Annotated in this window: 10 protein-coding genes; 6 read left to right on the top strand and 4 right to left on the bottom strand. The window is 32.8% G+C overall.

Annotated features, from left to right (window positions below; all coding sequences use genetic code 11):
* Positions 1-4 precede the first annotated feature (4 nt).
* Complete coding sequence (locus AB3G34_RS15630; protein ID WP_367773082.1) at positions 5-2,779, bottom strand: 2-oxoglutarate dehydrogenase E1 component; 2,775 nt, start codon at positions 2,777-2,779, stop codon at positions 5-7.
* A 118-nt stretch (positions 2,780-2,897) separates the two neighbouring features.
* On the opposite strand from AB3G34_RS15630, the gene AB3G34_RS15625 reads away from it, so the two are divergent.
* A complete protein-coding gene (locus AB3G34_RS15625) occupies positions 2,898-3,440 on the top strand; it encodes a hypothetical protein (RefSeq protein ID WP_369752965.1) in 543 nt (180 codons plus the stop codon).
* A gap of 6 nt (positions 3,441-3,446) precedes the next feature.
* On the opposite strand, the gene AB3G34_RS15620 is transcribed toward AB3G34_RS15625, so the two are convergent.
* Positions 3,447-3,800, bottom strand: coding sequence for a hypothetical protein (locus tag AB3G34_RS15620; protein ID WP_367756634.1), 354 nt, complete (start codon positions 3,798-3,800; stop codon positions 3,447-3,449).
* Positions 3,801-3,856: 56 nt separating this feature from the next.
* Positions 3,857-4,831: a polyprenyl synthetase family protein gene (locus tag AB3G34_RS15615; protein WP_367773078.1), complete on the bottom strand. Its 975-nt coding sequence runs from the start codon at positions 4,829-4,831 to the stop codon at positions 3,857-3,859.
* Positions 4,832-4,989: 158 nt separating this feature from the next.
* Here AB3G34_RS15615 and AB3G34_RS15610 point away from each other — a divergent pair, with 158 nt between their 5' ends.
* Genes AB3G34_RS15610 through AB3G34_RS15590 form a run of 5 tightly spaced genes read left to right on the top strand, consistent with a single transcriptional unit; the run spans position 4,990 to position 11,782 of the window.
* The gene (locus tag AB3G34_RS15610; protein ID WP_367756630.1) at positions 4,990-5,532 is read left to right on the top strand and encodes a YceI family protein; all 543 of its coding nucleotides are present in this window, start codon (positions 4,990-4,992) and stop codon (positions 5,530-5,532) included.
* Between the two features lie 13 nt (positions 5,533-5,545).
* Complete coding sequence (locus AB3G34_RS15605) at positions 5,546-6,142, top strand: TetR/AcrR family transcriptional regulator (RefSeq protein WP_367773077.1); 597 nt, start codon at positions 5,546-5,548, stop codon at positions 6,140-6,142.
* A complete protein-coding gene (locus AB3G34_RS15600; RefSeq protein ID WP_369752964.1) occupies positions 6,142-7,485 on the top strand; it encodes a TolC family protein in 1,344 nt (447 codons plus the stop codon). Before AB3G34_RS15605 ends, AB3G34_RS15600 begins: the two co-directional genes overlap by 1 nt.
* A gap of 5 nt (positions 7,486-7,490) precedes the next feature.
* Complete coding sequence (locus AB3G34_RS15595; protein ID WP_367756624.1) at positions 7,491-8,552, top strand: efflux RND transporter periplasmic adaptor subunit; 1,062 nt, start codon at positions 7,491-7,493, stop codon at positions 8,550-8,552.
* Between the two features lie 56 nt (positions 8,553-8,608).
* Positions 8,609-11,782, top strand: a complete 3,174-nt coding sequence (locus tag AB3G34_RS15590; RefSeq protein WP_367773075.1) for an efflux RND transporter permease subunit — start codon at positions 8,609-8,611, stop codon at positions 11,780-11,782.
* Positions 11,783-12,065: 283 nt separating this feature from the next.
* On the opposite strand, the gene AB3G34_RS15585 is transcribed toward AB3G34_RS15590, so the two are convergent.
* On the bottom strand, positions 12,066-12,413 hold the full coding sequence (locus AB3G34_RS15585; RefSeq protein ID WP_367756620.1) for a toxin-antitoxin system YwqK family antitoxin: 348 nt from the start codon (positions 12,411-12,413) through the stop codon (positions 12,066-12,068).
* Positions 12,414-12,473: the final 60 nt, after the last annotated feature.

Here is a 12,473-nt window from a genome sequence, read left to right as displayed (position 1 = left end):
GCTTCTAATTGAATAAATTTTTATCAAAAACCATTTTTATAGCATCGGCCTGACGACGTTTTGCTCTTGTGTAACTTCCTGATGCTGATGCTGAATATGCTTTTAACGAAGCTAATCTCCATTTTACCAAGTTGAAGTTCATCAACATAAAGCTGTAAGCTCCCATGTTTTTTGGTTCTTCTTGTGCCCAAACATAATCATCGGCATTAGGATATAGTGCAATAATCGCTTTTAATTGTTCTACTGGAAGCGGAAATAATTGTTCGATTCTTACCACTGCCACATCTTTACGACCATTATTTTCTCTTTCGGCAGTAATGTCATAATAGAATTTACCCGTACAGAAAACCAATGTTTTCACATCTGCTTTATTTACTGTTTCATCATCTATTGTTTCTTGGAAACTTCCGTTTTCTAACTCTTCGATGGTAGATACACATCTTGGGTCACGCAATAAACTCTTAGGTGTAAACACAATTAATGGTTTACGGAATTTTGTTTTCATTTGTCTTCTTAGCAAGTGAAAGAAATTCGCTGGAGTGGTACAGTCGGCCACAAACATATTTTGTCTTGCACAAAGCTGTAAGTAACGCTCCATTCTTCCTGATGAATGCTCAGCTCCTTGCCCTTCATATCCATGTGGCAATAACAACACGATACCGTTTTGATTATTCCATTTATCTTCTCCACAAGAGATGTATTGGTCAATCATGATTTGAGCTCCATTGCTGAAATCTCCAAATTGAGCTTCCCAAATAGTCAACGTATTAGGATTTGCTAAAGCATAACCATAATCAAATCCCAGCACTCCGTATTCAGATAAAAGAGAATTAAAGATATTAAAATTTCCTTTTTTACCTTCTAAGCTATTGATTAATGTTACCTCTTCTTCAGAATCTTCCACTTTTACTACGGCATGACGGTGAGAAAAAGTTCCTCTTTCTACGTCTTGCCCAGAAATACGTACATCATATCCTTCTTGCAATAACGAGCCATAAGCTAAATGTTCCGCCATTCCCCAATCTAATTTATTCGTTTCGAAAAACATCGTTTTTCTGTCGTTGATTAGTTTTTGGATTTTGCTGATGAATTTTTTATCAGAAGGTAAATTACAAACCGCATTGGCTACTTGAGTCAAACCTTCTTTTGAATAAGAAGTTTCAACATTTTGCAACATTTGTTTATCGGTAACTTGCTCAAAACCTAACCATTCATTTCTCATAAATGGAGTTATAATGGTCAAATCTTTTTTACGAGATGCTTCCAAATTCTCTTCCATTCTAGATTTGTACTCAACTTCTAGTCCTTTTACAAAATTAGAATCAATAACACCATCTGCTAATAATTTCTCTGCGTAAAGATCCCTTGGGTTTTTATGCTTCGCTATAATTTTATACAATACGGGTTGTGTAAAACGAGGTTCATCACCTTCATTATGACCGTATTTTCTATATCCTAATAAATCAATAAATACATCACGACCAAATTGCATTCTGAAATCCAAAGCAAAATCAATAGCATGAACTACCGCTTCAGGATCATCTGCATTTACGTGTAATACTGGTGACAATGTTACTTTGGCCACATCCGTACAATAAGTTGACGAACGAGCATCTAAATAATTTGTAGTAAACCCAACTTGATTGTTAATTACAATATGTATGGTTCCACCTGTTTTGTATCCATCTAACTGTGCCATTTGCACAATTTCGTAAAGTATCCCTTGTCCTGCAATCGCAGCATCACCGTGAACGGCGATTGGTAATACTTTAGAAAAATCATTTGGAAAATATTTATCTTGTTTTGCTCTTGTAATTCCTTCAATTACCGCACCTACTGTTTCAAGGTGAGAAGGATTTGGAGCCAAATTAATATTGATTTTTTTACCTGTGCTCGTGATCTTATCAGCAGTGAGTCCTAAGTGGTACTTAACATCCCCATCAAAATATTCTTGATCGTAATCTTTCCCGTCAAATTCTCCGAAGATATCTTGAGTAGACTTCCCAAATATATTTGCTAAAACATTCAAACGGCCACGGTGTGCCATTCCCATTACAAACTGCTCCACTCCTTTTTCGGCTGCTCTTTCGATTAAAGCGTCAAGTGCAGGAATAATAGACTCACCCCCTTCTAGTGAAAATCGTTTTTGTCCTACATATTTAGTATGTAAGAAATTTTCAAAAGAAACGGCCTGATTCAATTTATTTAAAATTGATTTCTTTTCGTCTGCAGAGAAATTAGGCTGATTGTCGTTTACAGTTAGTTTATCTTGAATCCATTGAATAATCTCTGGTTTTCTAATATACATATACTCCACACCAATGTGTTGACAGTAAATGTTATCTAAATGTTTTATTATATCTGTTAATGTGCAAGGAGCTATACCTATTACTTTTGCCGCATCAAAAACAGTATTTAAATCTGCAGTTGAAAGACCAAAATTAGTAATCTCAAGTGTTGGCTCAAATGTTCTTCTGTCTCTTACTGGATTAGTTTTGGTGAACAAATGTCCACGAGAACGATATCCTTCAACTAATTTCAAAACATTAAACTCTTTTTGAAGTTTTTCAGAAATTTGAGAATAGTCAACGTTGCCTGAAGTTTCACTGATTATATGCTGAACTGGATTTTCACCGTTATAAGTTTCCATTCCAAAGTCAAAACCTTGAAAAAAACTTCTCCAACTTGGCTCAACGCTATCTGGATTCTCTAAGTACTGATCGTATAATTGTGCAAAAAATTCTGTATGTGCTGCGTTTAAAAATGAAAACCTATCCATAATATTTATTGAATATACTTTTTGTTAAAATAGTTTGGCAAAAGTACAATAATCAACTAAATTTACATTTACTTTTAAATACATTTTATCTATTAAAATGTTAAAAAACTAGATACTTATGAAAAAAAGTGCCTTTATGAGGGTTTCAAAATCAATTTCACTTACCATTATCTTATTTGTTTGCAATAATTTAATTGCTCAACAACAACCTTCTACTAGTAAATCAAGAAGTGATTTTTGGAATCATGTACAATTTGGTGGTGGCCTTGGTTTAGGTTTTGGATCTGGTTATACTGATATTTCTATAGCACCTAGTGCGATTTACAATTTTAATGAATATGTAGCTTTGGGATTGGGCGCACAATATACCTATGTAAAACAGCGAGATTATTACGCTTCCCATTTGTACGGTGGCAGTATTATAGCCTTATTCAATCCTATCAATCAAATTCAACTCTCAGTAGAATTAGAAGAATTACGTGTCAATGTAAATTTAGACGGTTCTAATAGTAATTCTCAAGATTATTGGAATACTGGTTTGTTTTTAGGAGCCGGTTATCGATCAGGAAACGTAACTATTGGTGCACGTTATAATGTATTACAAGACAACAAAAGCGTCTATAGTGATGCTTTCATGCCTTTTGTGAGGGTGTATTTCTAAAAGAGATTAACTAAACTTATTCCTAAACCACACTTTTTGCCATTCTCTTTTTAAAACTAAAAAAGAAACCTGTTCCGCAAGCGCAACTAGATCTGAACCATCTAATCTTTTTATCTCTTCTTCAGACACATCAATAATATAAAGAAGATTCAGATATTCGGCAAATTTATACTGAATCAATCTATAGATTTTTTCATGCATTTGAATTTTCAATTCATTAGGTGAGATACTCATTGGGAAATCAATTCCTTCATTTGCCAAATTAAAATCCTTATTAATTTGTTCAATTAACTTAAGATACAATGATTCCCCTTCGGCCTCAGATAACAATAAATCGGTATTTTGTGGAGCTATAAACATCTAAAGTGATTTGTATTTGCGATTCATTGAATTCTTTCAACAGTACTAGTTACGCACTAGACCTTCCTATCCATTAAGTTTTCACCAAAGCTCTTTAAGATTGCTTTTTTATCGGCAGTGATATTCATTTTTTCTAATGTATCAAAAGCCTTAAAAGTATATTCTTGAATAGCATCTTGAGTTGCTTTTGATGCACCAGATTTATTAAAAATATCTTTTGCATGATTGACTTTTTCTACATACTCATCTGGTTGAGTTGAAAACAAAGCCATCAATTTATCGCGATCCTCTTTAGAAGAAAAAGAAATTGCTTTCAAGTACAAATACGTTTTTTTATTTTCGATAATATCTCCACCCACTTGTTTTCCAAAAGTCTCCGGATCTCCAAAAGCATCTAGATAATCATCTTGCAACTGAAAAGCCAGTCCCAAATTTAATCCAAATTCATATATCAAGTTTGCATTTTCATCTGAGGTTTGAGCAACTATAGCGCCCATTTTCATTGCAGCAGCAACAAGAACAGCCGTTTTATACTCAATCATTTTGAGGTATTCCGGAATAGTAACATCAGTACGTGTTTCAAAATCCACATCCCATTGTTGCCCTTCACAAACTTCAAGAGCCGTTTTACTAAACAACTTTGCTAAGTCTCTAAAAACGGTTGGTTCATATTGCTCAAAATATTGATAGGCCAAAATAAGCATTGCATCACCGGATAAAATACCAGTATTAATATCCCATTTTTCATGTACTGTTACTTTACCACGTCGTAAAGGAGCATCATCCATAATATCATCATGAACTAAGGAGAAATTATGAAAAACTTCAACAGCCATCGCTGCAGGAAGGGCTTTTTCATAATCGGCATTAAAAACTTCTGTTGCCATTAGCGTTAATACCGGTCGCATTCTTTTTCCTCCTAGGCCTAAAATATAGGTAATAGGATCGTAAAGATTCTTTGGCTCTTTAGTTATTGACTGTTTTTGTAGGAAATTTATAAAAAAATCTTGGTACTGAAAAATGGCATGCATAAAAAGTAATTTTTGGCTAATTTACTGCATTCACAATTGAATGCAAACTCCTTTTGTTAATGAAACGTTAAAAAAATGAAAAAACAATGGAAACTATTTCGGTATTCAAAGTTTCCATATTACATTTGCCCTCGAAATCAACACTAGGATTTAAAGTTATGAATACTACTCTACCACTATCAGCAACAAAATGGACTATTGATTCAAATCAATCTGACGTTTTAATAAAAGCAAGACATTCAATAATTGCATATATAGCCGGATCTATTAATAAGTTCAAAGGACACATCGACATTCATGAAAATGCAATTGAAGATGCATCTATTGAATTTTGTTTAGATGTAAACAACAAGGATACAAAACTGGAGCAAATGGACACTCATTTACAACTAAATGATTTTCTAGATATCAATGAGTTCCCATACATCCATTTTAGATCTACATCTTTTCAAAAAATAAACAACAATATTAATTTTCTAAAAGGAGAATTAACAATCAATAATATAACAAAAATAGTTGAACTAGATGCTGAATTTATAGGTATAAAAACTTATAACGGTATCGAAAAAGCTGTTTTTGAAGTGGTTGGTCAAATACAACGAAAAGATTTTAAATTAAGCTCGAACTCTTACAATCACAATGGAGGTATAGCGATGGGGCAAGATATAAAGCTGATTGCCAATTTAGAGTTTTCAGTGTAAAAAGTAAATGAACATGAAAGAGAAAATAATAAAAAAAGCAAGTGAAATGTTTTTAAAACTAGGTTTTAAGAGCATCACAATGGATGATATTGCTGGAGAAATGTGTATTTCAAAAAAAACAATCTACAAGTATTTTTGTAATAAAGAGTTGCTGATTGAAGAAAGCACAAATGCCATTCATAAAGAAGTACATCAGATTATCGATCAAATAATTTCGAATAATTACAACGCAATTGAAGAAAATTTTGAAATTAGAAAAATGTTTAAAGAAATGTTTAAGTCATCCGACACCTCGCCTGTCTATCAATTGAAAAAACATTATCCAGAAATATATGAAAAAGTAATAGATAGAGAAATAAATGAGTGCAATGCCGTTTTTAGAAAAAACATAGAGGACGGAATTAAACAAGGTTTATATCGAAAAAATATTGATACTGAAAACTATACAAAATTTTATTACAACCTCATTTTTAGTATCAAAGGAAGCATTAGCTCAGAAAAAGAAGGTCAAAAAATAGAGCTTGAAATATTAGAATACCACACCAGAGCCATGGCTACTCAAGAAGGACTTATTGAACTAGAAAAACACTTACTTAACCCAGAAATATAATGAGAAAAATAATCATATTAACATTCTTAACTTTTGCCATTACAGCAAAATCGCAAGAAATTAAATCGCTAACGCTAAAAGATGCAATAACTTATGCATTAGAAAACAAAGCAGATGCAAAAAAAGCGAAATTAAAAGTTGAAAATAGCGAATACCAAATTCAAGAAGTACGCGCTAGAGCTTTACCACAAATATCCGCTAATGGAGGGCTTACTTACAATCCAATTCTTCAAACTACATTTTTAGATGCAGGATCTTTTGGAGGTACACCTGGACAAACAATAAAAGCAAATTTTGGACAAAAATGGAGCTCAACAGCCGGACTTTCCTTGACACAAAATTTATTTGATCAGTCCGTATTTACTGGATTAAAAGCTGCCAAATCAACTCGAGAATTCTACCAAATTAATGAACAATTAACAGAAGAACAAGTTATTGAACGCGTAGCTAATAACTATTATCAAGTATATGTACAAAGACAAAATTTAAATGTACTTGACAGCACTTTTATAAATACAACTAAAGTAAAGAATATTATTAAAGGACAATTTGATAACGGACTCGCTAAGAAAATTGATTTAGACAGGATATTGGTGAAAATTTCAAACATAAATACACAACGTCAACAAGTTTTGAATGCCGTACAAATTCAAGAAAATGCCTTAAAATTTTATATGGGAATGCCAATTGAGACTAAAATTGAAATTCCCCAAGCTGCATTTGAAGTAAGTCCCCAATCATTTACTGAAACTCCAAACACAGAGACTCGAACTGAGTTTTTGTTAATGAAAAAGCAAGAGCAATTACTAGAATTTCAAAAAAAGTCAGTAATAGCAGGTCTCTACCCAACACTATCTCTTACAGCGGGATATAACTACATCGGACAAGGACCAAAAATGCCTTGGGGAGGAAAACCTACTGACGGTGTATATTGGTCTGATTTCTCTTCCGTGGGATTGAATTTAAAAGTACCAATTTTTTCAGGTTTTGAAACCCGATCAAAAATAAGAAAAGCAGATGTGGAACTTCGATCTTTACAAGAAGATTTAAAGGATACAAAATTGTCTCTTGATCTGGATTATGCTAATGCCAAAACACAAATAGACAACAGTATAATAACTATTCAAAATCAAAAAGCAAATGCGCAATTGGCAAAAGAAGTTTTAAGTAATACTAAAAATAATTATGTTCAAGGTTTAGCTTCTTTAACAGATCTACTGGACGCAGAAAACGCATTTACTGAAGCACAAAATAACTATACAGCTGCAATATTAGATTACAAACTAGCAGAAATACAATTAATCAAATCAAAAGGAGAACTAAAAACACTTATAAATAACTAATAAAAATGAAAAAAAACATACTAATCGGAATAGTAATTATAGCTGCTTTAGGACTTATAGCATATACTTTAACAAGTAATAAAAAAGAGAACGAAGCAAAAACTGCTATTGTTGCAGAAAAAAACGCTAGTGTTACCGTAAAAATAAACCCTGTAAAAACAGAAGAAATTTCTTTGGATTTTTCTGTAAATGGTAGTTTTGAACCATTTCAAGAATTAAACTTCTCTGCCGAAAAACCAGGAAGAGTTGTTAGAGTACTTGTGGATGAAGGTTCAAGCGTTAGAATAGGTCAAACATTAGCTATTGTACGAAGCGAATCAATAAATGCTGATTTACAAACTGCTGAGGCAGCATACCAAAATGCAGTAACGGATTACAATCGTTTTGAAAATGCTTATAAAACTGGTGGTGTTACCAAACAACAATTGGATCAAGCAAAACTAAGTTTAGTAACTTCTAAGTCAAGATTACAGCAAGCCAAAGTAAATATTGGAGACACAAACATCAAGTCAACTATAAATGGAATTGTAAACAAAAAATACATTGAACCAGGTTCAGTATTAGGAGCTGCAACTCAAATGTTTGAAATTGTAAATGTATCTAAATTAAAACTAAAAGTATCCGTAAACGAAAGCCAAGTTGCTAGTTTAAAGCTAGGAAATGCAGTAAACGTTACAGCTAGTGTTTACCCTGACGTTACCTTTTCTGGTAAAATAACTTTTATCGCACCAAAAGCAGATTCAAGTTTAAGTTTTCCAGTAGAAATAGAAATAGCAAATAATTCCAACAATGATTTAAAAGCTGGTATGTATGGAACTGCTGAATTTGCTTCAAAACAACAAAAACAATCTATGATGACCGTTCCTAGAAATGCTTTTGTAGGAAGTGTGAGTAGCAATCAAGTTTTTGTAGCTGAAAATGGAATCGCCAAACTAAAAACCGTTACTGCTGGAAGAATTTTAGGAGACAAAGTAGAAATCATAAATGGGTTGTCAGATGGTGAAAATGTTATTGTAACTGGACAAATCAATCTACAAGACGGCAATAAAGTGGAGATCATAAAATAATTTAAAAAATGAATTTTAAATTTTAAAATCCATTTCACGACTTACAACTAAAAAATATGAAATTAGCAGAAATATCCATAAAACGTCCCTCGTTAGTAATCGTATTATTTACGATTCTAATCCTAGGTGGACTCTTTAGCTATAGCCAATTGGGCTACGAATTGATTCCTAAATTCGAACAAAACGTAATTACTGTTTCAACAATATATCCTGGAGCTTCTCCAAGTGAGGTAGAAAACACAGTAACTAAAAAAATTGAAGATGCAATTGCTTCTTTAGAAAATATCAAAAAAATTGATTCTAAATCATACGAAAGTTTATCAATTGTATCGATCTCTTTGAATTCAAATGCCGATGTCGATATTTCGATGAACGACGCACAGCGTAAAATAAATGCCATAATAAGTGATTTACCAGATGATGCTAAAGCACCATCGCTTTCTAAATTCTCATTAAGTGATTTACCAATTATGACTATTGGTGCTAATGGAAAAATGGATGAAGCCGCTTTTTATGATTTGATTGATAAAAAAATAGCTCCTGTATTATCTCGTGTTACTGGTGTAGCACAAGTAAATATTGTGGGAGGTCAAGAACGTGAAATTCAAGTGAATTTGGATGCCGTTAAAATGCAAGGTTATGGTCTTTCCATTCCCCAAGTACAGCAAACTATTTTAACTTCCAACCTGGATTTCCCAACAGGAAACATACAAACACGGGAACAAAAAATATTAATTCGTCTTGCTGGAAAATATAAAAGTGTTGAAGAATTAAGAAATCTTGTGGTTTCTTCAAATGGTGGAATTCAAATTAGATTAAAAGACATCGCTGATGTTCAAGATGCACAGAAAATTGCTGAAAAAATATCTCGTGTAGACCAAAAAAGTGCAATTATTTTACAAGTAATAAAACAATCTGATGCCAATGCAGTTGCAGTAAGTGAAGAATTGGTTAAGAGTATCAACCAATTAGAAAAAGATTATAAAACGAATGATGTAAAACTAGAAATAGCTAAAGACAGTACAATATATACTTTAGAAGCAGCAGATTCTGTACTTCATGATTTATTAATTGCGGTTATCTTGGTAGCCTTTGTAATGTTGTTTTTCCTGCACAGTATTCGTAACTCATTAATTGTAATGGTTTCAATACCTGCTTCATTAATTGCAACCTTTATAGGAATTTACCTTTTAGGATATACGTTAAACTTAATGAGTTTATTAGGACTATCACTCGTTGTTGGTATATTAGTTGATGATGCAATTGTGGTGTTAGAAAACATTTACCGTCACATGGAAATGGGTAAAAATAGAATTCGAGCTTCCTATGACGGTACAGCTGAAATTGGTGGAACAGTAACTTCGATTACTTTAGTAATTGTGGTGGTGTTTTTACCAATTGCAATGAGTTCTGGTCTGGTTTCTAATATCATTACACAATTTTGTGTGACCGTGATTATCTCAACATTGCTTTCCCTTTTGGCTTCCTTTACCATTATCCCTTGGTTGTCTTCTCGTTTTGGAAAATTAGAGCATATTGAAGGTAAAAACTTGTTTGGAAGAATTATTCTTGGTTTCGAAAGCTATTTAACACGTTTTATCAACTGGATTTCAGGTTTACTAACTTGGTGTTTGGATCATTACAAAACTACATTAGCAATTGTTCTATTAATATTTTTTAGTTCTATTGCACTAATTCCTGCAGGATTTATTGGTGGTGAGTTTTTTGCAGCATCAGATAGTGGGGAATTTTTAGTTCAAATTGAAATGCCTAAAGATGCGTCATTAGAACAAACTAATTTCATGACCCAAAAAGCAGAAGCATTTTTGAAAAAAGAACAATATGTTTATAGCCAAATTACAACAGTTGGACAAACAAGTGAGGGAATGGGTGCTTCACAGGCCACTGCTTATAAATCGGAGATTGATGTAAAAATGATTGACCAAAAAGAGCGTACAGATGGAGCATCAGTTTATGCCGCGAAAATCAAACGCAAATTGGAAAAAGTATTAGTTGGAGCAAAAGTAAAAACCGTTCCAGTTGGTATTTTAGGAACAGCTGAAAATGCAACACTTGGATTAATTGTTACGGGACCTTCAGTAGAAAGTGCCATGAAGTTTGCTAAATTAGCAGAAGCTGAATTGCGCACTATTCCTGGTACAACTGAGATCAAATTGACTGTTGAGGATGGAAATCCTGAAATCAATGTTCAAGTAGATCGCGATAAAATGAGCGCATTAGGACTAACTCTTCAAACCGTTGGTATGACAATGCAAACTGCATATAGCGGTAATACTGATGGTAAATTTAGAGCAGGAGAATATGAATACGATATCAATATTAAATACAATGCTTTTGATCGAAAAAGTATTACAGATGTTAGTAACCTAATTTTTATCAATAATGCGGGTCAACAAATTAAACTATCACAATTTGCAACTATTAGTGAAGGTTCTGGTCCTAGTCAATTAGAACGTAGAGATAAAACAGCATCTGTTACCGTTCAAGGACAAAATGTAGGAGTTCCTGCTGGTACTATTGTAGCTGAATGGCAAGTAAAACTAGATAAATTAGAAAAACCTGTAGGTGTAAATTACATTTGGGGTGGTGATCAAGAGAACCAAAGTGAAGGTTTTGGAACATTAGGTATTGCTTTATTAGCAGCTATTATACTGGTTTATCTTATTATGGTTGGTTTATATGATAGCTTTGCACATCCATTTGTTGTATTGTTTGCAATTCCCTTATCGTTTATTGGAGCTCTACTAGCCCTAGCATTGACTAACAATACATTGAATATATTTACCATTCTTGGTATCATTATGTTAATTGGATTAGTTTGTAAAAATGCGATTATGCTTGTCGATTATACCAACCAGCGAAGAGCTGCTGGTGAAACAATAAGAACAGCATTAATTCAGGCCAATCATGCACGACTTCGTCCCATTTTGATGACGACCATTGCAATGGTTTTCGGAATGTTCCCAATTGCATTAGCTTCTGGTGCAGGTGCAGGATGGAAAAATGGTTTAGCTTGGGTAATCATTGGTGGACTGATCAGTTCTCTTTTTCTTACGCTAATCGTAGTTCCTGTGATTTATGAAATCATGGAAAAAATAATTGCTAAGTTCAGTAAAGGAGAAAAAATAGATTACGAAGCAGAAATGGTTGCTGACTATGAGCATAAAGAATTGAGTGAAGATGGATTTAATCCAAAACATACACTGTAATACCTTAATTTAATTTATAATTCTAAAAACCTGTTCATTAATTTGAACAGGTTTTTTTATACTAAAATCCTAGAAAGCAAAAAAGTCTGATACATTTAAAACACATACAAAACCGCAATTGAATGATAATTGTACATTCATCTGAGTTCTACAATTACTAACTACTAAGTCGAAATTATGTCTAATACTATTTTCTAAACTTCAAAATCGATTGCTCCATTGTTCGGGCATAAAAAAAGGCTTTCATAAACTGAAAGCCTTTTTATTGAATTATATTTTTTAATTAATCAACGTTAACTAAATTATCTTTTTTCCAGTTTTTAACAGAAGCAACTCTATTATCCGAATAATCAACTTCACTTAGAACGGAATCATTCCAGTAAAACCATTTACCAACTTTTTGTCCTTTATCGTATTCAGCAACTGCTAATTTATTCCCATTGGCATCAAAAGAAACCCATTGTCCTTGCAATTTTCCGTTTTTATAAAATCCTTCTTGTTGTACTTGTCCATTTTCATGGTGATAAGTAACTTTCACCATATTTCCAACAGCTTCTAATTTTGGTTCTTTATTTTGTGCGAATATCATACCTGAAATTAACACGGCTGCAATCATTATATATTTTTTCATCGTATAAGGTTTTAATTGTTATCTCCACAAATATAACGATGTATTTACAATTAAAAAACT

The organism is Flavobacterium sp. WC2409, assembly GCF_041200085.1.
Classification (GTDB): Bacteria; Bacteroidota; Bacteroidia; order Flavobacteriales; family Flavobacteriaceae; genus Flavobacterium.
Note: the sequence above shows the minus strand (reverse complement) of the source record. Positions and strands in the feature narration are given on the sequence as shown.

Bases quoted from the DNA above. Each gene is read 5' to 3' on its own strand.
- AB3G34_RS15630 (WP_367773082.1), bottom strand. From the start codon at position 2,779: ATGGATAGGTTTTCATTTTTAAACGCAGCACATACAGAATTTTTTGCA.
- AB3G34_RS15625 (WP_369752965.1), top strand. From the start codon at position 2,898: ATGAAAAAAAGTGCCTTTATGAGGGTTTCAAAATCAATTTCACTTACC.
- AB3G34_RS15620 (WP_367756634.1), bottom strand. From the start codon at position 3,800: ATGTTTATAGCTCCACAAAATACCGATTTATTGTTATCTGAGGCCGAA.
- AB3G34_RS15615 (WP_367773078.1), bottom strand. From the start codon at position 4,831: ATGCATGCCATTTTTCAGTACCAAGATTTTTTTATAAATTTCCTACAA.
- AB3G34_RS15610 (WP_367756630.1), top strand. From the start codon at position 4,990: ATGAATACTACTCTACCACTATCAGCAACAAAATGGACTATTGATTCA.
- AB3G34_RS15605 (WP_367773077.1), top strand. From the start codon at position 5,546: ATGAAAGAGAAAATAATAAAAAAAGCAAGTGAAATGTTTTTAAAACTA.
- AB3G34_RS15600 (WP_369752964.1), top strand. From the start codon at position 6,142: ATGAGAAAAATAATCATATTAACATTCTTAACTTTTGCCATTACAGCA.
- AB3G34_RS15595 (WP_367756624.1), top strand. From the start codon at position 7,491: ATGAAAAAAAACATACTAATCGGAATAGTAATTATAGCTGCTTTAGGA.
- AB3G34_RS15590 (WP_367773075.1), top strand. From the start codon at position 8,609: ATGAAATTAGCAGAAATATCCATAAAACGTCCCTCGTTAGTAATCGTA.
- AB3G34_RS15585 (WP_367756620.1), bottom strand. From the start codon at position 12,413: ATGAAAAAATATATAATGATTGCAGCCGTGTTAATTTCAGGTATGATA.